Raw genomic sequence first — 23,768 nt, forward strand, 5'->3', positions numbered from 1 at the left:
ATCAAAATGATCCACTAAGAATTGTGGCAATACAAGCTTAATTAAATCTAGGTAGTTATCCAAACCTCTTTTTTTGGCAAATATCGAACTACATTTTCAATTCACACACAACTTTTGAGATTGATCCAAAATAAATCTATAGATTATTGAAGGTAATGGATGCATAATACTGCTGACCGATATGACCGGTACCAAAAGCAGTGAAATATTCATTTCCTCCAATATTGGTAGCTCCCAGCTTAAAGGTAGATTTAATAGACGGTACTTTGTAATTTACTTGTGCGTCTACTACAGAAAATGCAGGCACTGTCCCATCAGCAAAAGTCGATTGCCATAAATAGGTATCACTCCATCTATAATTCACATTGAAACCGAAGTTGGTAAATACCTCTGTATTTCCGAAAGAAACCTTCACCTTATGGTTTGGCGTATTAAAGCTGGTTCGAAAATCTGGTGCAGAGGATTGATCGAAATCTTCCTTGGAATAGGTATAATTTCCATCAAGATCAAAATTCCCAAACACCTTTGTTCCCAGACCAATAGTTGCTCCGTACGACTTCACATCTGCTGAAGAATTGGTGTAAGTTTGGTAGGCCTTGAAATCGCTTTGTTGTAATGCCAACAAAGAAAGAGCATTGTCTCCTACCTCGCCATAAAAAGGCACTAATACGGTTTCATTAGAAATGAAATCCTGGTAGGTATTGTAATAGGCATTTAAGTCTATGATCACTTTTCCAGTTCTTCCACGGTATCCAACTTCAAAAGCAGTTACTTGTTCTGGCTTCACAATTTCTACATCAGATTTTGCAGGTGCTCCTGTTAACACAGAATTCAAAGAAAAAGAATTTTCATAAGCTGCTCTACCAACAACAGTAGCCGTTGGGCTACCAGTGGCCGCTGCTCCAACTCCGCTTAACGTAAAGGTTCTAACATCTCGATCCAAATTAGATTCGGCAGAACCTACCAATATTGCTCTTCCGGCATCCAGGCCTATAAATAGATCCTGAGTAGTTGGATATCTAAATCCTGTTTGCACCGAGGCTCTAAAATTATGAGATCTATCGGCCCCTGCGGTATAACCTGCAGAAAGTCTTGGAGAGAAGTTTCCATCAAATAATTCGGATTTATCATATCTAATAGATCCTGTTAACTTCAATCTCTCTTCCAATAATTTTTTCTGAATTTGGGTATAAACACCATATTCTGAATATTTAATTGGCCCGTCTGAATCTGTAAATATTGTTCCAGATGAATTTAGCTTATATTGCCTGTATGATCCTCCAACCTGGATATCGGCAAAATCTTGAGTAATATGAGAAAAATTATAATTTGCATCTGCATGTCTTAATTGAGTTGCGTCTTGAAATTTAGATCCCGTTGCAAGATTTGGATCACTAATAACCTGATTAAAAGCATTCTGAAATTCTACAGTACCCGGAACCAATCTACCTGTGTCTGCAGTTTGTCTCGCAAATCCATGCGCTTGTTCTTCAGGAAGGCCTTGACCCCTTGCCCCTAAAAATGCTCCTGCATATTGCCCAAACCATTGCTGATCTGATTTCCAAAGTCTATTTATATTGATCGCTGTAAAACGGGTGTCATAGGAATCACCGGCATCTTCATCGGTTATATAACCTCTAACAAAGAAATTATCATTCCCGACTTCAATCTTATGTTGTTGCAAAAAGAAATCATTTAAAGCATATCTATTTGCTCCTTGGTAGATTGTAGAACCAATTCCCACTTTTCCCAAATAGCTTATTTCAAAATCATCGGCAAAAGGTCTATAGTGCAGCGCTGCATCAAATTTTATACTTTCTGCATTATAATCGGTAAGACTTGGTTCTGCATATCCAGTTCTACTTACATTTTCACTAGGCAATAAGGCTACAGCTTCCGCGGGAATTAAGCCCGCAGCGGCTAAGGATTGACCAACTCCTCTAATATTTGCGCTAACTTCATCCCCATAAACATTCAACCCATCATAATTAGGGTCGGCTCTGGTATTTCCAGGACTTAAAACATCTACTTCGCTTACGGCAAACCAATCGGTTCCTTTTAGATAGGAGAAATTAGCTTTAGCTGCAAATTTATCAGAAAATTTATGAGCAACTCTTACACCAAGATCATAAACAGGGTTGGTGCCAGCTGCATCTTGCGAGGTTATTCCTTGTTTATAATAAGCACTAATTCCTGGAAAATCAAACGGATTCTTACTAGTCATAAATAAGATCCCATTAAAAGCATTTGCTCCATATAGAGCAGAGGATGCTCCAGGAAGTAATTCTATACTATTTACATCCAGCTCTGTCATCCCTAGCAAATTACCAAGAACAAAATTCAAGGCGGGAGAGGAATTATCCATTCCGTCTACCAATTGCACGAACCTGGTATTGGCAAAAGTTGCAAAACCACGTGTATTTACAGATTGAAAGGTTAAACTACTTGTATTCACATCTACCCCTTTAAGGTTTTCAAGTCCCGCATAGAAAGTAGCGGCAGTGGTATTTTTGATATCCTTAATTCCGAAACGCTCAACGGTAACTGGAGATTCAAAAATCCTTTCTGGAGTTCTAGAAGCCGAAACCACTATCTCGTCTAAAGCATCTCCTTCTAATAATGTAACGTTTACAACCTGGTTATTGGAAGTAATAGAAACCGACTGCGTTTCATATCCAACATTACTAATTTGTAGATTAAATGGAGGGGTTTGGGAGACAGTAAGAATAAAGTCTCCATTAAGATCTGAAACCGTTCCTTGGGAAAGTTCAGGAACCGATATGTTGGCTCCCATAAACGGGGCATTATTATTATCTACAATTCGTCCCGTAACCGTAGTCTGGGCGTGAGTGATAAGACAACATAAAAAAATAAAAAAAATAAGTGATTTTTTCATATTCTGATTTTGAGTTGGTTTACTTAACAATTTAGCTAAATAAACCTCTCAAAATCAGAATACAATAAAAACCTATTAACAGGATGTTAACTATTCGACAGTTACTGATTTGGCCAAGTTTCTTGGTTGATCTACATTTTCACCAAGCATCACTGCAATATGATAAGACAGCAGCTGCATTGGAATGGTAGTTAACAAGGGAGTTAAAGACTCTATGGTATCTGGCACTTCAATTACATAATCTGCAAGTTCCTTTACTTCTGTATCACCTTCTGTAACAATTCCAATAATCTTTCCTTTTCTGGATTTTATCTCTTATATATTACTTACAACCTTACATCCACCATAATTAAAATATAATTTAATTCGAAAAATTTTATGCTTCGAATGATTTTTTTAAGAAAAATTCTATAAATAAATAAATAGATAAAATTGCTAGTAGCCCTAAAACATAAACCTTATGCCTATTGAAATATATGATTTATCAATTAATATGTTAAATTAATAAATAGGCTAACAAGGGATGGGGTATGATTAATCTCACCTTTTAACAAAAATTTTGGGTTTAATGATGGCTTAATCCCGCCAAGGTCGAACTATGTGAAAATGAAAAACGACATTAAATAATAGAGTAATCGTGTTCTATAATCAAAAAAATAGAAACTAATCAAAATTATATAAAAATGACAAAATCAATTTACTAAAAACTTTATTTTTATTTAGCTTAATATTCACTGTTATTTCTTGTAGTGATGACAATACTGATAACATTGAAATTAAAGCTGATAATCCTACCTTTACGTTCTCAAGAGATGTAGAATTATCAACTTTAAAAAATGAAAAATCTGTAAGCTAGGGAATAGGACAAATCACAGTAAGCCTAGACGAATCTACAGAGGAAGTTGTCGATTATGAGATAAGCCAAAACTTATTAGATGCGGCAGGAATAACACTGGAAGATTTTGATAATCTTTTAGAAGAAGACAAAGAGAGAATCGCCACGATGAAAGGTGAACCTTTTGATTGTATCTCAGGTTGCAACTCATCGTTCACTGATAACAATGGAGATAAGATAAGTGGAAGAGGAGCTTGTAAGGGAAACTGCTGGGTTGATACTGCGGTAAGTGTTCTTGAAGCAGTAGCGACAATTGCTGAAAAACTTACATAGAGGTACTTTCAAAATTTCTAAAGATACAGAGATTGTAAAACGTCTCTGTATCTTTTTTTTAGCTTAAGATTTACGAATACAAGTTAAATTTTAACATTCTAGCTATAATAGAATATTTATAATCAGCTCTTATTTGATAAGGGACACAGATTGCGAATTTACCCTAAATCTAATATTTTTGAAAACTGTAATAAATGTTAATTTAATTATACTTAATTGGTTTAAGTAAAATAAAATCCTCGTACTATTTAGACTCTTATTTAATGAAAAATATATTCTTCTTCTTAAGCTTGCTCCTTACTTTTACAACCTATTGCCAAACGACAAAAAAAGTTTTAATTGATAGAAATACTCTTGAACCAATAGACGCAGCACACATATATTTATCAAATAAATATAAAACAGGAACTGTCAGCAATGAGGATGGTGTATTTATTTTGAAAAAAATAAAGCAAGAGGATACTTTACAGATAACACACCTAAATTATTTTCCCTTAAAATTAAAGTTTTCAGAGTTAGAAAAGGACACTATTAGAATGGACCCTATCACTGAGGATCTTTTAGAGGTTACTATTTTTAGCGAATCTGCGGAATCCATTCTAATTAAAACTTTAGACCTACTGGAGGAAAACCACGCGGTAGAGCCCGTGCTATATCAAGTTTTTATAAGGTCTCTTGAATATGAAAAGGACAAATCCCAACTTCATGTTTTTGGCGAGTACATATTCAATATTTATCAAACAAGAAGTCATAATTCAAAATTGCAACTTTCCAATTTCAGGGTAAAACCATTTTCTGAGCTTGGGAAAGAATATTTTAAAAAGATGAGGTTTATGAGTGCGACTAAAATTCATTCTGACAATATATTCAAGTATAAAGAGGATATATTTAAAGAATGAAAACTGAAAAATTATAATATCTCTTTTAAAGAAAGTGTACCTGGCTCACAGGATTTGTTTATTGAATGTATAAGTAAAGAGGATGGTTCAAAGTATTTTTTCCGAATTGACAAGAAATCTTATGGAATTAAAAAATATATTAGCCAGAGCAGAAGTGGCACAAATAAAAAAGAAATCACTTTCAAAGAAATTGAAGGAAAATATTATCTCGACTACTCAAAATTAGATTTTGTTAGTTCTTATAGTCCAACTGAAATTACAACTACGGAAGCTGTTTACAATATTGTTGATACAAATAATTTCGATAGTAAGCTTTATAAGCATACTAATATTAATGTAGAACCAATAAAACGATACGGTCAAGACTGGTCTGATACTTTTTGGGAAGACTATAATTATTTGCCCATTCCAGCATGGACAGAAGATTTAATGAAGGAAGAAAATGCTAAATAATTAATTTCTGGATAAAAAGTTTAATTTGCGAAGATCTTATTCATCAACCTACTACTTTAAATAAAAACTAACTCATTTGGAAGTATGTTCAAACTGAGCTTTAGAAGTTAAATTTAACAAGAACGGTCTTCAGCATTACAAACTCTTAGAAATAATCATATTATTAATAAAGTCCTGGAGTCTGAGGAAAAGAAAATTATCCAGATTTATGGGAAAGCTCAGTGAAGTTTATTTGGACCGGTTTTCGGGATGATGGATTTGAATTTACCAAAGATGAGATGTTCAATTTATTCTAATATATTTCTCAACTTTTTAATCAAAGGGATAATATGTTACCAATAAAAAAATCCCTGAAAATTTTCATTTCAGGGATCTATATTTTTTAGATTTAAAATTTATTCTACTGTAACAGACTTCGCTAAATTCCTTGGCTGATCTACATTTTTATCAAGCATAACTGCTATATGATAAGACAATAACTGCATTGGAATAGTTGTTAATAAAGGCGTTAAGGATTCAATAGTATCCGGCACTTCAATCACGTAATCTGCAAGTTCCTTCACTTCTGTATCTCCTTCTGTAACAATACCAATAATCTTACCTTTTCTAGATTTTATCTCTTGAATATTGCTTACAACCTTATCGTAATGCCCCATTTTAGTAGCTATTACTACAACGGGCATTTGTTCATCAATTAAAGCGATAGGTCCGTGTTTCATTTCGGCTGCAGGGTATCCTTCTGCATGAATATAAGAGATCTCTTTTAACTTTAAAGCGCCTTCTAAAGCAACTGGGAAATTATATCCTCTTCCTAAGTAAAGACAGTTAGAAACATCTTTATATTTGAAAGCGATCTCCTTAATGTGCTCATTCGTAGTCTCTAAAACCTTCGCGATCTTAGCAGGAATAGCTTCCAATTGCTGTAAATGATGTCTAAAATCTGAATCAGAAATCGTACCTCTATATTTAGCTAATTTTAAAGCCATTAAAGTAAGCACAGTGATTTGAGTGGTAAAGGCTTTTGTTGAAGCAACCCCTATTTCTGGACCCGCATGTGTATATGCTCCTGCATGAGTTTCTCTAGATATTGAGGAACCTACAACATTACAAACTCCAAACACAAACGCTCCCTTTTCTTTAGCAAGTTTTATAGCAGCCATAGTATCTGCTGTTTCACCACTTTGCGAAATCGCGATCACTACGTCATTTTCATAAATAACTGGATTCCTATATCTAAATTCTGAAGCATATTCCACTTCTACAGGAATTCTAGCAAGATCTTCGAAAATATATTCTGCAACCAAACCTGCATGCCAAGAAGTTCCACATGCAACAATCAAAATTCTTTTAGCTTTTGCAATGCGCTCGATATTATCGTCTACTCCAGCCATTCTAATAATGCCTTCATCTACCAACATTCGCCCTCTATAAGTGTCTGTTATAGCGCTAGGCTGCTCATAGATTTCTTTCAGCATAAAGTGATCATAACCTCCTTTTTCGATCTGCTCTAAATTCAGTTGCAATTCTTGAACATAAGGATCTACTAAAGTATCATCGTGTATTTTTCTAACTTTGATTTCTTTACCAAGTCTTACTACCGCCATTTCTCCATCCTCAAGATAAATAGCATTATTGGTGAACTCAATAAATGGTGAAGCATCTGATGCTATAAAGAATTCATTTTCTCCAATTCCAATTGCTAATGGGCTCCCTAATCTTGCAACAACTAATTCGTTTTGTTTTCTTTTATCAAAAACCGTGATCGCGTATGCTCCGATAGTTTGATTCAAAGCTATCTGGACAGCCTTTCCTAACTTCACATCTTCATTGATCATAACATCTTCAATAAGGTTTACCAATACTTCTGTATCTGTATCAGATTGAAAAGTGTAACCCCTTTTTATTAATTCTTTCTTAAGAGAAGAGTAATTTTCTATAATCCCGTTGTGGATTATCACAAGATTTCCTGAATTAGAATAATGTGGGTGTGAATTTACATCATTTGGAACACCATGTGTTGCCCAACGTGTATGCCCTATTCCTACATTTCCAGCTTTGGATGTAGTACCGTTAAATTTAGCTTCTAGGTCAGCTACTTTTCCTTTGGTTTTACAAAGATTTAACTCTTTTCCATCAAACAATGCAATTCCAGCACTATCATAACCTCTATACTCTAATCTATGCAATCCTTTTATTACTATAGGATAAGCTTCTCTATGCCCTATATAACCTACAATTCCACACATAATCTAATTGTTTGTTTCTGTATAATAAATATTAAATTTTAATCTTTTTTCCGCATTAGGAGATAAGTTTCCATGCAACACAGTTCCTTCAGGAGAAATAACAGCTGCACTTGGAACTCTTGAAATACTGTCTATCGGAGTTTTTAAAGCAGAATTTCTTACCAAATTAATGTTTTGAGTAACTACTAGACCCAAGTTTACATTATCGAAGTCGTTATTTAAAACATTCTTTACATGCTCGGTTATTCTAATTTTATAACTAATTCCTGCGCCAGTTTCATCTCTTTCTAACCTACTTGAATGTGAAATGAGAGAATTTAAAGGGCTTTCATTGTTTATACTAGGATCTATTAGATAATCGAATAATTGCTCATTGGTTTTCAAATTGTATAAGTAAATTCTTTCTGGCTCAGCTTCAGCACCTGGAGCTCTATCCTGATTTACAAAAAAGGTCAAGTTCGCTTCATTAATCAACCAGTTATTGGCTCTTAATTCCGCTAATTCCGCTTCATCTTCAAACAATTTAATAACCGTAATTGCTCCTTCTCCACCTTTTAAAAACAAATTCTTAGCTCCAACCTGAGCATTAGTTTCGGCAATTTCTGAAGCTATTCCTGTTGGAAGATCTTGAGAAAATGCATTTACCGTATTTGGACCAAAATTTAATTTATAAGTAGAAACTTGCCCAACCATTTCTGCAATATCACCATCCCCATCAGAATCTAACGCATCTACAACTTGAGAAGTATAATAAATAGTAATTCCCGCTTCTGCGTTAGCGAAATTAAGCAATAGCATATTCCCGCTACCATTTAATGGCTCAGCTTTAAAATAAAGTCCTCTAATAAAGTTATTGAAATTGTTATTGTTAGAAAGTTCTAAAGAACCTTCTTTATTAATAATGTTCTCTTGAAAGAATTGTACTGGTAAATTGGCCCTAAGTCTTGGAGTAGCGCGAACAGTATCTAATTCGTTGTCCTTATTGAACTCCCCATGCACAACCTCTTCTTTTGAGGGCAAAAAATTTTCATTCGTATACAAAGGAGCACCAACTAAATTATTTTCAAAAACTGGACCTTGATCTGAATAGTATTTTTGAGCTAATGCAAAATCTGCGTCTGGATCAAAATTATTAAGGAAAAAATTGGATCTGCTAATCGTCAATTTGTAGGGAGCATTACCAAAAAGAGAATCCAATTGATAAATAGGATTTCCATCCTCACCCGCTTCTAAAGCAGTACTAAAATAAGGAAGTGTTAATACCACACTGTCCACAACAGCTTCTGTTCCAAATTGGGGATTAGTACTAGTTAAAGACAATTGAGTTAAAACACTCGCAACTTGCTGCCCATAAACAGGCTCATTATAAACTCCTAATTTATTAACAGGAAGTCCATTTGTCTGAACTGGCCCAATCTTTTTGCTATAACCAATTACTCCAGCCTCATATAAGGGTATGGAATCAAACTGGCCAATAAGCCTACCGCCAATGGAATTAAAATCGTTATCACATGAGGTAAATACTAAAGCCAACAGCAATGCTATTGGGACTAGACGTGCTCTTTTCAAAAAAATCATTCGGTATAAATTACTTATTGTGATAAAACTTGAGTGTTGTAAAAATCTTGGTATGCAGTAGAAAATTCTTCCGGAGTTTTATAATCTAAAACCGGTTTTTCTAATTTCTTTAAGTACTTTGATAATTCTGCCGGAATATCATCTCCGCCAATAATTACTGCATCAGAGTTATCTATTGCAGTTTTCATCAAGTTAACATAAGTTGGTTTTTTCAAATGCTTAACATTATCATTATCCAGCCCATCAAAAAGAATCTTCTTGTGCATGTTTGTATCTAACGACTCATCGAAACTTTGATTGTACACAGAGGTAACAATCTTTGCGCCAGAAAATAAAGGCTCGTTTCCGTAGTAGTTTCTTAGATATAGTGGCAACAATGAAGACAGCCAACCATGAACGTGTATTATATCTGGAGACCAGTTCAATTTCTTAACTGTTTCTATTACTCCTTTAGCAAAGAAAATTGCTCGCTCATCATTATCTGGAAATAAATTTCCTTCCTCATCTGTAAGTGTTGCTTTTCTTTTGAAATAATCCTCGTTATCTATAAAATAAACCTGCATCCGCTCTTTTGGGATAGATGCAACCTTAATAATTAACGGCATATCCAAATCATCTATCACCAAATTCATCCCAGACAATCTAATCACTTCATGCAATTGATGCCTTCTTTCATTGATGTTGCCATAACGCGGCATAAAAATCCTGATTTGTCCTCCTAATCCATTTACCATTCTGGCAGCTTCAAAAGACATAGATGATATATCGGTTTCGGGCAAGTAAGGTATAACTTCAGATGATACGTACAATATCCTCTTATCTTTCATAAATATTTTGCTTTTGCGAATAAAAAACACGCAAAATTACAAAATTTTATGCAGTTTGCCCGTAATATATTAAGTTTGCACGCTGTTAATTTTATAAAAAAATGCAGATTATCAAAGAGAAAGCACCCTTAAGAGAGGTTATTTCTAAATTAAAATTAGAAGATTCCTGCATAGGATTCGTGCCCACAATGGGCGCATTGCATAATGGGCACCTGTCTTTAGTTAGACAAGCAGCTACAGTTTGCGATGTGGTAATCGTGAGTATTTTTATTAATCCCACACAGTTCGATAACGCTACAGATCTAGATAATTATCCAAGAACACTAGATTCTGACACTCAAAAATTAAAAGAATTAGGCCTTAACTTGATTATTTTCACTCCAACAGCTGCTGAACTCTATAATGATGAAATTGTATCTGAACATTTTCAATTTGACGGTTTGGAATTTGAAATGGAGGGGAAATACAGAAACGGACATTTTGACGGAGTTGGGACAGTTGTAAAAGAACTTTTTGAGATCGTACAACCCGATAAAGCGTTTTTCGGAGAAAAAGATTACCAGCAACTACAAATAATAAAAAAACTTGTTAAGCACTACCATCTTCCTTTAGAAGTAATAGGCTGTCCTATCTCCCGAGAAAACAACGGCTTAGCAAGGAGTTCCAGAAACGAACGACTAAGCCCAAAGACTCGACTTGAAGCATCCTTTATACACGAAACGTTATTGAAAGCTAAAGAAAAATTTGGCACAGAAAGTGCAAATCAGATATCACAATGGGTTGAAAATGAGTTTAAGTCTCACCCATATTTTAAATTAGAATATTTTGAGATTGCAGATAGTGAAACTTTAAAGCCAATAACAAAAAACCTTGGCAATCAAAAATTTCGAGCATTTATCGCTGTATATTCTGAAAAAATTAGGCTTATAGATAACATAGCTTTAAATTATTAATAAAATTGTATGTTAATTCACGTAGTAAAATCTAAAATACACCGCGTAAAATGTACCGGCGCCGATCTTAATTATATTGGAAGCATCACCATAGACCAAGATCTTATGGAAGCTGCTAATATTATTGAAGGTGAAAAAGTTCAAATTGTAAATAATAATAATGGAGAGCGCATAGAAACGTATGCAATTCCAGGCCCAAGAAATTCTGGCGAGATCACTCTTAACGGTGCCGCGGCAAGAAGAGTTGCCAAAGGGGACATCCTTATTCTTATTACTTATGCCATAATGGAGCTAGAGGAAGCAAAATCCTTTAAACCTGCTTTGGTTTTCCCAAATGAAGAAAACAATCTTTTAAATTAATTTTTGAAGAAAACCACAATCAAATTTTTAAAGATCATACTCCCGCTTTTGCTGGGAGTTTTTTTGATCTGGTTTTCAATCAGAAACTCCACGCCCATAGAAAGGGAAGAACTTTTGGATAATATTAAATCTGCGAATCCAATTTTTATCCTGATTTCTATAATTTGTGGTTTGCTATCGCATCTTTCACGAGCTTATAGATGGAAATTTCTTCTCGAGCCCCTAGGCTACAAACCTAAGTTTTTGAACAGTTTTATGGCTGTTATGGTTGCTTACCTGGCAAATTTCGGGATCCCTAGGTCTGGAGAAGTCCTTAGAGGTGTCACTATTTCAAGCTATGAAAAAGTCCCTTTTGAAAAAGCTTTTGGAACAATAATTTCAGAAAGAATAGCCGACTTCATTATGCTTTTACTAGTAATTGCAGCTGCCATGATCTTTCAAACAGAATATCTTCTAGCTTATTTTGAAGAAAATAATATCAATCCGTTTTTTACAATTGCAATCTTACTTGGAATTTTAGCAGTGGGAGTGTTCGTTTTAAAACTGATTAGAAATTCTAAAATTGGGATCTTCAAAAAGATTAAAAAATTTGCTAAGGGTCTCCTAGAAGGAATGCGAAGTATCCTAAAAATGAAGCAAAAAGGAGCTTTTATTTTTCACACCCTATTTATTTGGCTAATGTACATTTGTATGTTCTATGCTTTAATATTTACAGTTCCAGAAACTTCCGGACTTCCTTTTGGAGTGGTATTATTAGCTTTTGTAGTAGGTTCTTTCGCCGTTTCGGCTACTAATGGAGGGATTGGGGTATATCCTATAGCAATTGGAGCAAGTCTCATGCTTTTTGGGATTAGCAAACAAGGAGGAGAGGCCTTTGGGTGGATAACTTGGGGAACACAAACTTTACTAATTATTATTGTAGGAGGATTGTCATTTTTGTTTCTTCCTATTTATAATCGTAAAAAATAAAAAACCTATATTGTGCATGACAATTAAAACTTGACCTATGTACAAAAAATTACTTTTAATCTGTCTGTTTATTGCCCCTAACCTGTTTACAGCACAAACTATTTACAAATCTTTAAAATCCTCAAAACTAGGCGAAGAAAGAGAATTAAAAATCCAGCTTCCCCGAAATTACGAGAATAACAAAGAAAAATCCTATCCCGTTCTCATCGTTTTAGATGGAGATTATTTATTTGAACCTGTCGCAGGAAATGTAGATTTCTATTCATATTGGGAAGATATTCCAGAGATGATTGTTGTAGGAATCAATCAAAGTAACACTAGAAATTCAGATGCTTTTTATGATGACCAACGTTTTTTACCTTCAGAATCTGGAGCGAAATTCTTTGAATTTATAGGTATGGAATTAATGACCTATTTAGACTCTCAATATCGCACCGCTCCTTTTAGAGTGATCATGGGACATGACTACACCTCGAATTTCATTAATTATTATCTTCTAAAGGAAAGTCCGCTTTTTCAAGGCTATATTAATATTAGCCCAGATCTGGCACCAGAAATGGCAAATAGAGTTACAGCTGCTTTAACTAAATCTGAAAGTAAGATCTGGTATTATCTTGCCACTGCAGAGGAGGATATTCCTTCCTTAAAAGAAGATATTTTAAGTTTCGATAATCAACTGAAGAATATCAAAAACGAAAATTTAAAGTATAATTTCGATAATTTCCCAGAAGGGTCTCATTATACATTGGCTGGAAATGCCATTCCCAAAGCCATAGAGCAGATCTTCGAAGTCTATAGACCTATTTCTATTTTCGACTATAATCGAGTTCTTCTACAAACATCTGTTTCTTCTTATGATTATTTGGTTGAAAAATATGAGAGCATCCAGACCTTATTTCATGTTAACAAGCAAATCAGATTAAACGATTTTATGGCTGTATACAATGCTATAGAAAAAACTGAAAAATGGGAAGAGCTTCATGATCTATCTAAACTTGCAGAAAAGCATTATCCAAAAACTATGCTCGCAACTTATTTTGAAGCTAGATTTGAGGAAGAAACAGGGAGTCCAAAAAAAGCAATGCGTAGTTACCAAAAAGGCTACGGCCAAGAACCCATTTCTTTTTTAACAACAGATTTTATGCTCGATAAAGCAGATAAAATCAAGCAAGATTTCGGATATTAACCGCTTCTTAGCAAAGATCAAATTTTCATTCCAATTAAATTATGGCAAAGGTAAAAACCACATTTTATTGTCAGAATTGTGGCACTCAACATTCCAAATGGCAAGGACAATGTTCTGCTTGTAAAGAGTGGAACACGCTGGTGGAAGAAGTGATTCAAACTCCAGATAAAATCGATTGGAAATCAACTAATGTCAGGGAAGCGAAAAAGGTTTCTAGACCTCTAAAAATTGCAGAGATCGAAGTTTCTTCAGAAACGAGATTGGACACTAATAATTCTGAATTAAATAGAGTTCTAGGTGGAGGAATTGTTCCAGGATCTCTAACCTTATTAGGAGGAGAGCCTGGAATTGGAAAGAGTACTTTATTATTACAGATCTCTCTTCATTTAAGCCATAAAACTTTGTATGTCTCCGGAGAAGAAAGTCAGCAACAAATTAAAATGCGGGCAGAACGCATAAACCCAAATCCTGCTAATTGTTATATTCTTACGGAAACTAAAACCCAGAATATCTTTAAGCAAATTGAAGCCTTACAGCCTGAAATTGTAATAGTAGATTCCATCCAAACCTTACATAGCGATTATATAGAAAGTTCTCCTGGTAGTATCTCTCAAGTTCGAGAATGTACTGCAGAATTAATAAAGTTTGCAAAAGAATCAGGGGTGCCTGTAATTTTGATCGGACATATTACCAAGGAAGGAAGTATTGCTGGCCCAAAAGTGTTAGAACACATGGTTGATACCGTTTTACAGTTTGAAGGCGATAGAAATCATGTGTATAGAATTTTAAGAGCCAATAAAAATAGATTTGGATCTACTCATGAGTTGGGGATTTATGAAATGTTAGGTAGCGGATTAAGAGAAGTCTCCAATCCTTCTGAAATATTGATCTCCAAAAATGATGAAGGATTAAGTGGAACTGCAATTTCTGCAACCTTAGAGGGCATGCGCCCGCTAATGATAGAAATCCAAGCATTGGTAAGCTCAGCGGTTTATGGAACACCACAGCGCTCTACTACGGGCTACAACGCTAAGAGATTAAATATGCTTTTAGCTGTCCTAGAAAAACGCGCCGGATTTAGATTAGGGGCAAAGGATGTTTTCTTGAATGTTACCGGAGGAATTAGTGTTGATGATCCGGCGATAGATCTTGCTGTTATCGCTGCTATACTTTCCTCTAATGAGGATATTGCAATCCCTAAAGATATTTGTTTTGCTGCTGAAATTGGTTTAGCAGGAGAAATTAGACCCGTGCCAAGAGCAGAGCAACGTATTATTGAAGCTGAAAAATTAGGCTTTTCAAGTATTATGATCTCCACACAAACTAAACTTCCTAAAACAAACTATGCTATTAAAATACAGAAAGTAGCTAAGATTGAAGATGTGGTAAGCTATTTATTTGAATAATCTGGCATAATTACTGTGTTTCACAACTCAAAAATTGGAGCAATGTACAGTAGAGTTTTATGGCTGCTTTTACTCCTTCTAATTCTAGAAGGCTGTTCCGAAATTAATAAAGCCAAAGACATACTCACGAATCCCTCTGCAAGAGAAGTGTACCAAAGGGAATTAAAAATTAATGATGAGTTGTTTGCAATCTGGAAGTCAGAAAAAGAAAAGTCGATAGAAAATAACAGCGTCTCTATTAATTTGCCATATCGCGAATCTGGTAAATTTTTCCCTAAAAGTTTTTCTGTTTATTCTTATTTAATAGAACTTCATAGGGGAGATTTTCTTTCTGTAAAAATTCAGCAAGATTCTACATCATCTCTGACTTTTATTGATGTTTTATCCGTTGAGAATTCAGTCTATAAAAATATTAAAAGTTCAAAATTTGGAGAACAAACACTGCAATTCGAAATTGAAGAAGACAATTTTTACAAGGTTGTAGTTCAGCCTGAAATTGACGCCAGTTCATTTTTTATTATAGAGATAGAAAGGTCTCCATTGTATCTTTTCCCCGTTGCAGGAGGAAAAAACAGTGATGCGCAAAGTTTTTGGGGAGCCCAGCGAGAAGGCGGAAAAAGATCACACGAAGGAATTGATATTTTCGCAAAACGCGGCACGCCTGTAATTGCAACGGTAAATGGCAGAATTACTTCAAGCGGTGAGAAAGGTTTGGGAGGAAAACAGGTGTGGTTGCGCGATATCAAAAGAGGACAATCTATATATTACGCGCATTTAGACAGTATCGCACCTATTAAAAAATATCAAGTTGAGGCTGGAGATACACTGGGTTTTGTGGGAAATACAGGAAACGCCAGAACCACCGCACCGCATTTACATTTTGGAATTTATCGCAGATATGGAGGAGCAATTAATCCTTACTATTTTATTAAGCAGAATGATTATAAGTTCCCTGAAAAAAGTTCCTTTTTTCCTGAAAATCAGCTAGCAATAGTTAATAACACAGCAAACTTACGCAACTCCAATTCAATAAAAAATTCTGAAATTATTGAAAAGCTTTCTGTAGGAGACACGATACAGATTTTAGGAAAAACTGAATACTGGTATCATATCAAATCCTCAAATTCTAAGATCTCCTCTTTTCTTCATTCTTCTCTTGCAACACCAATGAATTAGGGAGCGGGATTGGGGATTGCTTCGTGTACTTCGTTTATTTCCTGAATGATTTTGTCTGAAAGCTCTAAATCTATACTCCCAATATTTTCTTTTAATTGATCTAGCGTCGTCGCTCCTATAATGTTGCTGGTCACAAACGGCTGCATATTTACAAATGCCAATGCCATTTGCGCAGGTTTCAACTGATGCTCGTTAGCGATCTCTACATATTTTTCAATAGCCTTCACCGCTTGAGCATTCCCATATCTACTATATTGAGGAAATAAGGTTAATCTCCCTTTTGCATTCTTATCTTTTAAATATTTCCCGCTGAGAGAACCCATTCCTAAAGGCGAATAAGGAAACAACCCAACATCTTCTCTATGATAAATTTCAGTTAGGCCTATTTCATCTTTTCTATTGAGTAAACTATAAGGATTTTGTACTGTGCTGATTTTTGGAGCTCCATTTCTAGCCTCTTCCAAGCATCTCATAACTCCATATGGAGATTCATTAGAAAGTCCGATCTTTCTGATTTTTCCCTCTTTGATGAATTCATTTAAATTAAAGAGGATCTCTTTAAAATTATCTTCCCATTCTTCAGATGGATCATCCTTATAACCCCTTTTTCCGAAGAAATTAGAGTTTCTTTCTGGCCAGTGTAATTGATATAGATCTATATAATCTGTCTGTAATCGCTTTAAACTCTTAGAAAGCGCATCGTTCAACGCAGCTTTAGAAAAACCTAAGTTAGGCCTAATATGAGCCATCGCTTTTCCTGGCCCAGTAATTTTAGTAGCCAAAACTACTTTATCTCTATTTCCGGTTTTCTTAAACCAAGTTCCTATAATTTTCTCTGTACTTCCCTGAGTTTCTTTACTAGCTGGAGTAGAATACATTTCAGCAGTGTCAATAAAATTTACGCCTTGCTCCAAAGCATAATTTATTTGGGCGTGCCCTTCTTCCTCTGTATTCTGTTGGCCCCATGTCATAGAGCCCAGACAGATCTTGCTTACTTTAATATCGGAATTAGGAAGACTAGTGTATTTCATTATAAGAGATTAAATTTTTCCGAAGAAGATTTAAAAATTTTAGTTTGCGTAATTAGATTCAATTTCCAATAAAATTGGGCAATGATCACTATGCATGGCATTTTGTAGGATCACTGCACGCTTAAGTTTTGTTTCCATAGGCTTAGAGACCAAATTATAATCTATGCGCCAGCCTTTGTTATTTGCACGTGCGTTAGCCCTATAACTCCACCACGAATATTGATCTACTGCTTCTTTATTAAAATGACGGAAAGAGTCTATAAAACCGCTATTCATAAAACCGTCTATCCAATCTCTTTCTATAGGAAGAAATCCTGAGGTATTCTTTAGTCTTATAGGATCGTGAATGTCTATGGATTCATGGCAAATGTTATAATCCCCACAAATAATTAAATTCGGGATCTGAGTTTTAAGATCATCTATATATTCCTGAAAATCTGCCATATATTGAAGTTTCAGCTCCAACCTATTAATATTAGTTCCTGAAGGAAGATAAAGGCTCATTACTGAAAAACCATCAAAATCTGCACGAATATTTCTACCCTCAAAATCCATGTAATCTATTCCTGTTCCGTATTCTACATGTTTTGGCTCGTGCTTGCTCAAAATAGCTACTCCGCTATATCCCTTTTTTTGTGCTGGATACCAATAATTGTATTTATAACCAGCATCCTCAAATACACTAAGATCCAATTGGTCTGGAGAAGCTTTAATTTCTTGTAAACAAACAACATCGGGATTAGACGCAGATAGCCATTCTATAAAGCCTTTTCTAATAGCGGCTCTAATTCCGTTAACGTTATAAGATATTATTTTCATAAACTATTGAATATTTTCAAAATTAAAAAACAAGAAGGAATTAGACAATTTCAGGGAGAATAACTTACCTCTATTTGAGTTAAGCTGCTCGAGTAGCTATCAGAATTATCAGAGATTTACTTTCCGTAAAACTGAAGAACCTGAAACTCCCGATGGTCCGGAACAGGCTAACGACCTTCAAAGACATCGATAAAAATTCTATTTAACTAAGAAACGTTTTACAATTCCTACATCCCTAGTTCCAATTCTTAATAGATAAACTCCAGTTGCGGCGTAAGACATATCTATATCATATTGATAGCCGCGTCCATTTACATTTTTTACCTGATTTTCGATCAATTTTTGACCGAGTAAATTATGGACGGTAATTCGTAAAGGTTGGTCAAATTCAGTTTCTAAGAATATGTTATAAATACCATCTCTAACATCTGGATTAGGGCTTTGTTCAACGATCTCAAGATTCGCTTCATTCAAAAGAAAATCATCGATATTTAAAGTTGAATCTGTGATTCTAACGCTGTAATCGTGAGTAGAACCAAAATCAAGCACACTGCAGGGATTATTTAGATCACCTCCAAAACTTGTGTCTCCGGCACGAACCCTTAATAAATGCTGACCTAAAGGAGCATCTGCCGGCAAATTAAAGTCGAAAGAAAAAGCCGTATTGGCAGCGGGAATGTTTTGAGCAGATATCACTCTTTCAGAATCATCGAAAGCACCATTGTCATTAAGGTCAATCCACATAGAGAATTTTTCGTCTTGTGGATTATCAAAAAGTGTTTTTACCGTAACTGTATATGAGCCTATAGAGCGATCTAAATCGGTAGAAAAACCAATAAAATCGGCATAGCCATTAGTACATGGAATCCGTTCATTTAAAATATCGCCAAGTTCAAAATACGATAATCCATCTCCAAAACTAGTACAGTCGGAGCCTTCAGGAATACAATTTAAATTGGCTACAGATTTTGTTTTAGAATTATTGGAGTTATCTTGATCTTCTTCCAAATTAGTTTCTGCAAAAATTAGATATCTACCAGAAGTAGAAAGGTTTGCGCTTTGAGAAAAAGTATAGACCGCATTTTCACCTACCGGAATCGTCCCCGGAAAAACTTCATTTATTTTTCTATTATTCTCTATTCTATATGCTACAGGGATATTGGATTGTGGTTCCCCTCCAAAGTTTTCAATGGTAACTGTAACATCTTCTGATGCAGTTAAATTGAGACCAGTTCTTGGAGAATCTATGGAAGTAATTCCTACATCTTTAGCAAATAAATTCTTAACATCAATCGTTAGAGCATCATTATTCTCATTCTCATCGGTATCTAAATTTGTGGTAGCAACGAACGTATATGTTTGACCAATAGTTCCAAGGTTAGCATTTGTAGCAAATGTAAAATCTACAGAGCTTGTTCCAGGGACGGTACCTGTAAAAGTTTCAGTAATAACAGTCCCTCCATCTACAGAATAACTTACGGGAATATTAGTTTGGGAGGAGACTCCAAAATTTCTAATTGTTACGGTTACTACTTCCGAAGAAGTTAAAGTGGCATTAATAGGTTTTACCAAGGCAACTATACCCACATCGTTTATGAAATCTGGAGCAAGTTTAAAAACTCCCACTCTGTTCTTTCTGTCTGGGCTGTCAAAATATTCTCCATTATGCCAAAATGTTAGATCGTCTGCAGGATCCACCGTCAAATGCGCATAATCACCATACCTGGTGGAAGGATCGGCACTAATTCCTTTTACAATAACTTCTTCCTTAACAGTCATAATACCTTTAGGATCATTTTTAAACCTTCCTGTATATCTAATTGAAGGATAAATTGGAGTTTCGGGACTATCGTCCAAAATTGTAAATCCTAAACCAATATTTCCTTGGGCATCCATACCTATACTACCGGAAAATCTATCACTTTTAGTTGGCGCATACGTACCTTCCTGAAAAACGGACCAAAGCCCACCGTTGGAAGGCTGTCTTAATTCGTACCATCGTATTCCGGCATGTTCTGCAGCCGTTGCGTCTACATCTACCACAAAGTTCAAAACAGCAGTGTTGTAAGTTGGAAACCTTCTGTACTGAGTCATATACATCATCGTAGCCTGTAAAGCATCTACATCTGGAGCATTATCTGGTTGTGCTAAATTAGAGAAGGCACCTCCATCGAAAGTTGCAATGAAAGGAGTAACTCCATTTCCTGTTCCTAATTCTTGAGATTCTGTTATAGTGGAATTAGTTGGAGTATTCCAATCCACATTAATATTCCACAGTTTTAAATGATCTTCAGAAACACCAGCCCAAGCATCATCTTGTAAAAATATAATAGGAGAATTTCCTCTTGGAGGAAGTTCTCCTCCCATGGCATGAAAACCTGCGGGACTATAAAAACCATTCGTTCTAATCCCAGGCAAAGGAAAAGAAATAACTTTAGCACTTTCCCCTATCAGCATTCTATCGCGTTCAAAAACGTAAATCACCTGACTGGTACTTGCCGTATTTGAATTCTTGTTTGTGGTAACATAATACCCGTCACTCCAAACCGAAATTTTTGGATAATCCGGCAATGCCCCATTTGTGGGAAATCTATAGGTATTCCAACCCCCATTTACAGGATCGGAAGTTTGTGAAATTGCAACTAAAAAACTTTCTGGCGTATCACTAAATTGAGTGATCAAAAAACGGTCTGCAAATTCATCATAAAGGATTATGGGATCACCTAAATTTTCATTTGTAAATTCCCCTCCAATACTTGAAAGACTTGCTGGAGCTACAATTTGATTTCCTAATTTATCGAAAATTGAAAATGCCGAATTATAACCATTTACATAATGATTTGGCCCGGCAGCTCCCGTAGGATCTGTGGGTGTAGATCTGGTAACCGCAGCATCAAAGGTAAAAATAGGTGCTTTGGATGGCAATTCTCCCATTTTAGATTGAAGTGCCGCATCTTGTGTTTTTGGAAGACCTTTACCAGGTACCACTTTATTAATTCCTCTATTCCTTGGATTCACTAATTTATATTCTGTAGAAGGTGCCTTCATTTTTCTGGTAGAAATTGCCGTTACAGGAATAGCCATTGCAGAATCTATATATACAGGCCCAGCTGTTTCTCTTTTTTGCGCTGAAACCTGCAATGAAAAGAGAAAAATGAATAAAGTGAAATATTGTATAGTTTTAATCATATTAGCGTTCAAGGAGAGCCTCTTTTTATTAAAACTTAAAAATAGGCATTTATAAAAAATAAAATAAATAAAAGCGGCAATTAATATCTTAATTACCGCTTTTATTTATGACTATTAAGATTTTTAATTAATCGTTCATCCACTGTTTAAAATCTATCTCCTTTTTTATAAGATCTGCCAACTCTGAGATCGCAACACGTTTCTGTTCCATAGTGTCCCTATATCTAATTGTTACAGTATTATCTTCTAAAGAATCATGATCTACGGTAATACATAATGGAGTTCCAGCAGCATCTTGTCTTCTATATCTTCTCCCAATAGCATCTTTCTCATCATATTGAACTTTAAAATCCCACTTAAGATCATCTATGATTTTTTGAGCCATTTCTGGTAAACCATCTTTCTTAACAAGGGGTAAAATAGCAGCTTTTGTAGGGGCTAAAATTGCTGGTAGTTTTAATACGGTTCTGGTAGAACCATCCTCTAATGTTTCTTCTTTTAAAGATGAAGAAAGAACCGCTAAGAACATTCTATCTAAGCCTATTGAAGTTTCTATTACGTAAGGCACATAATTCTCATTCAATTCTGGATCAAAAAATCTAAGTTTTTTACCCGAGAATTCTTCATGTGCTTTAAGATCGAAATCTGTTCTAGAATGAATTCCTTCTAATTCTTTAAATCCGAATGGAAAATTGAATTCTATATCGGCTGCGGCATTAGCATAGTGCGCTAATTTCTCGTGATCGTGAAATCTGTAATTTTCTTCTCCTAAATTCAGTGAATAATGCCATTTAATACGCTGCTCTTTCCAGTGCTCGTACCATTTCATCTCATCTCCTGGACGCACAAAAAATTGCATTTCCATTTGTTCGAATTCCCGCATTCTAAAAATAAATTGTCTTGCAACAATTTCATTTCTGAAGGCTTTCCCTATTTGAGCAATTCCAAATGGAATTTTCATCCTTCCTGTTTTCTGAACATTTGCAAAGTTCACAAAGATCCCTTGTGCAGTTTCAGGTCTCAAATAAAGGTCTGTAGAAGTATCTGCAGAAGCACCCATTTTGGTGCCAAACATCAAATTAAACTGACGCACTTCTGTCCAATTACGAGAACCAGTATCAGGGTCGGCGATTTCCAATTCTTCAATTAGTGCCTTTACATCTTCGAGGTCTTCTTTTGTTAAAGAACTTGCCAAACGCTCAAGAATTCGTTTTCTATCTGCTAAATATCCGACAACTCGAGGGTTTGTAGACACAAACTCTTCTTCGTTAAAAGCATCTCCAAAGCGTTTCTTAGCCTTAGCAATCTCTTTTAGTGCTTTGATGTTCAGTTTTTCAGCATAATCTTCTACTAAAACATCTGCGCGGTATCTTTTTTTGGAATCCTTATTGTCTATTAAAGGATCTGTAAAAGCATCTACGTGACCAGAAGCTTTCCATGTTTTTGGGTGCATAAGAATAGAAGCGTCTATTCCCACAATGTTCTGATGCAGTTGCACCATACTTTTCCACCAGTACTCTTTAATGTTCTTTTTTAGCTCAGCTCCATTCTGACCGTAGTCGTAAACAGCACTTAAACCATCGTATATCTCACTAGACGCGAAAATATATCCATACTCTTTAGCATGGGAAACCACATTTTTAAATAAGTCTTCTTGTTTTGCCATAGCGCAAAAATAAAAAAACCGCCTAGATTAAAGTCAAGGCGGTTTGTGAAATTTAAAATTTTAATTAATTAAGATTGAAAGATGAAGTTCCAATTAACTGAGCTCCTTCATAAACGTATACTTTATAAGTACCATCTAATAATTTATCTCCTTGAGTTTTGGAAAGGATACACACATCCAATTCTTCATTTTCGTAAAAAACGGTAGAGACAGCACTGTACATCATTACTCCACCATCATGCTTTACTGCAATCTGGTCTCCTACCAATTCATTTTCAGGATTATAAACCTGCACATACATAGTTTTTTCTCCGGCTGGAGCCAAATCGTTAGAGCTAATAGTAAAACAAGTTCTTACTTGGTCTATTCTGCGTATTTTATCATTCTCTATTAATTTACCGCTGTTCCTAACAATAACTCCTTCACCTTTAAGAGAAGTGATCTTTAATTGAGAAGCCTTGTCTACCTTAGTAGATAAGTTTTGGTTGTTAACTTGTAAGGAATCTGACAATCTCACTTTCTGAGCCAATACCGTGTTAGTACTATCTATAGTCACTGCCATCATTCGGTTTTGATTGCTCAAACTATCTACAACTCTAAATAATCTGTCTTTTTCAGTTTTTAGAGCTCCAATCTCTCTTCTATATCTAGAGATCAAAACGAGATTTGCTTCAGAGTCTTTTACGGAATCCAATAGTCTAGAGATGCGCTCTCTAGCATTTACCATATCCTGATCCATTACCTCATTGGTTGCAATTGCTTCATCGTATTTAACAATCAAGTCATTCAACTCGTCCTCAATTACAGTTTTTTCTTTTACTAGTATCGCTTTATTTTCTTTTTCTTCATTATAAAACTTAACCGTGTAAATACCTAGTGCCACTAGAGCTACGGCCAAAATACCTGTTAAAATCTTAAGAGCGGTATTGCTTTTTGTTTCGGTCAT

General features: G+C 35.2%; 17 protein-coding genes and 1 pseudogene. 8 read left to right on the forward strand and 10 right to left on the reverse strand.

What is annotated here, in order from left to right; genetic code table 11:
- Positions 1 to 136 precede the first annotated feature (136 nt).
- Complete coding sequence (locus tag ES724_RS15305; protein WP_146934580.1) at positions 137 to 2,896, reverse strand: TonB-dependent receptor; 2,760 nt, start codon at positions 2,894 to 2,896, stop codon at positions 137 to 139.
- Positions 2,897 to 2,986: 90 nt separating this feature from the next.
- Positions 2,987 to 3,232: pseudogene (locus ES724_RS16840) on the reverse strand (SIS domain-containing protein); the annotation flags it as partial.
- A gap of 1,095 nt (positions 3,233 to 4,327) precedes the next feature.
- Between ES724_RS16840 and ES724_RS15315 the strand changes: the two are divergent.
- Entirely contained in the window at positions 4,328 to 4,963 is a 636-nt protein-coding gene (locus tag ES724_RS15315) for a carboxypeptidase-like regulatory domain-containing protein (RefSeq protein WP_146934583.1), read from the forward strand.
- Positions 4,964 to 5,017: 54 nt separating this feature from the next.
- A complete protein-coding gene (locus ES724_RS15320; RefSeq protein WP_146934586.1) occupies positions 5,018 to 5,416 on the forward strand; it encodes a hypothetical protein in 399 nt (132 codons plus the stop codon).
- Between the two features lie 395 nt (positions 5,417 to 5,811).
- On the opposite strand, the gene glmS is transcribed toward ES724_RS15320, so the two are convergent.
- The 3 genes from glmS to ES724_RS15335 are packed head-to-tail and all read right to left on the reverse strand — an operon-like array spanning position 5,812 to position 10,067.
- Positions 5,812 to 7,662 (reverse strand): glutamine--fructose-6-phosphate transaminase (isomerizing), encoded by a 1,851-nt coding sequence (glmS, locus tag ES724_RS15325; protein ID WP_146934589.1) that lies wholly within the window; start codon positions 7,660 to 7,662, stop codon positions 5,812 to 5,814.
- A gap of 3 nt (positions 7,663 to 7,665) precedes the next feature.
- A complete protein-coding gene (locus ES724_RS15330; protein WP_146934592.1) occupies positions 7,666 to 9,240 on the reverse strand; it encodes a DUF4270 domain-containing protein in 1,575 nt (524 codons plus the stop codon).
- Between the two features lie 14 nt (positions 9,241 to 9,254).
- On the reverse strand, positions 9,255 to 10,067 hold the full coding sequence (locus tag ES724_RS15335; RefSeq protein ID WP_146934595.1) for a glycogen/starch synthase: 813 nt from the start codon (positions 10,065 to 10,067) through the stop codon (positions 9,255 to 9,257).
- 101 nt (positions 10,068 to 10,168) lie between these two features.
- Between ES724_RS15335 and panC the strand changes: the two genes are divergently transcribed.
- The 6 genes from panC to ES724_RS15365 are packed head-to-tail and all read left to right on the forward strand — an operon-like array spanning position 10,169 to position 16,117.
- Positions 10,169 to 11,020, forward strand: coding sequence for a pantoate--beta-alanine ligase (gene panC / locus ES724_RS15340; RefSeq protein ID WP_146934598.1), 852 nt, complete (start codon positions 10,169 to 10,171; stop codon positions 11,018 to 11,020).
- Positions 11,021 to 11,029: 9 nt separating this feature from the next.
- Positions 11,030 to 11,380 (forward strand): aspartate 1-decarboxylase, encoded by a 351-nt coding sequence (gene panD / locus ES724_RS15345; protein WP_026836685.1) that lies wholly within the window; start codon positions 11,030 to 11,032, stop codon positions 11,378 to 11,380.
- A 3-nt stretch (positions 11,381 to 11,383) separates the two neighbouring features.
- Complete coding sequence (locus ES724_RS15350) at positions 11,384 to 12,349, forward strand: lysylphosphatidylglycerol synthase transmembrane domain-containing protein (protein WP_146934600.1); 966 nt, start codon at positions 11,384 to 11,386, stop codon at positions 12,347 to 12,349.
- Positions 12,350 to 12,386: 37 nt separating this feature from the next.
- On the forward strand, positions 12,387 to 13,535 hold the full coding sequence (locus ES724_RS15355; RefSeq protein WP_146934603.1) for an alpha/beta hydrolase: 1,149 nt from the start codon (positions 12,387 to 12,389) through the stop codon (positions 13,533 to 13,535).
- A gap of 41 nt (positions 13,536 to 13,576) precedes the next feature.
- Positions 13,577 to 14,941 (forward strand): DNA repair protein RadA, encoded by a 1,365-nt coding sequence (gene radA, locus ES724_RS15360; protein WP_146934605.1) that lies wholly within the window; start codon positions 13,577 to 13,579, stop codon positions 14,939 to 14,941.
- A 42-nt stretch (positions 14,942 to 14,983) separates the two neighbouring features.
- Positions 14,984 to 16,117, forward strand: coding sequence for a M23 family metallopeptidase (locus ES724_RS15365; protein ID WP_146934608.1), 1,134 nt, complete (start codon positions 14,984 to 14,986; stop codon positions 16,115 to 16,117).
- Here the strand turns inward: ES724_RS15365 and ES724_RS15370 are convergent.
- The 5 genes from ES724_RS15370 to ES724_RS15390 form a co-directional block, all read right to left on the reverse strand.
- On the reverse strand, positions 16,114 to 17,148 hold the full coding sequence (locus ES724_RS15370) for an aldo/keto reductase (protein ID WP_146934611.1): 1,035 nt from the start codon (positions 17,146 to 17,148) through the stop codon (positions 16,114 to 16,116). The genes ES724_RS15365 and ES724_RS15370 overlap by 4 nt on opposite strands.
- Positions 17,149 to 17,187: 39 nt before the next feature.
- Entirely contained in the window at positions 17,188 to 17,967 is a 780-nt protein-coding gene (locus tag ES724_RS15375; RefSeq protein ID WP_146934613.1) for an exodeoxyribonuclease III, read from the reverse strand.
- A gap of 198 nt (positions 17,968 to 18,165) precedes the next feature.
- Entirely contained in the window at positions 18,166 to 21,156 is a 2,991-nt protein-coding gene (locus tag ES724_RS15380) for a T9SS type A sorting domain-containing protein (RefSeq protein WP_146934616.1), read from the reverse strand.
- 127 nt (positions 21,157 to 21,283) lie between these two features.
- On the reverse strand, positions 21,284 to 22,822 hold the full coding sequence (locus ES724_RS15385; protein WP_146934619.1) for a glycine--tRNA ligase: 1,539 nt from the start codon (positions 22,820 to 22,822) through the stop codon (positions 21,284 to 21,286).
- 64 nt (positions 22,823 to 22,886) lie between these two features.
- Positions 22,887 to 23,768, reverse strand: a complete 882-nt coding sequence (locus ES724_RS15390; RefSeq protein WP_146934622.1) for a hypothetical protein — start codon at positions 23,766 to 23,768, stop codon at positions 22,887 to 22,889.

This window comes from Gillisia hiemivivida, assembly GCF_007997295.1.
In the GTDB taxonomy this organism is placed as follows: domain Bacteria; phylum Bacteroidota; class Bacteroidia; order Flavobacteriales; family Flavobacteriaceae; genus Gillisia; species Gillisia hiemivivida.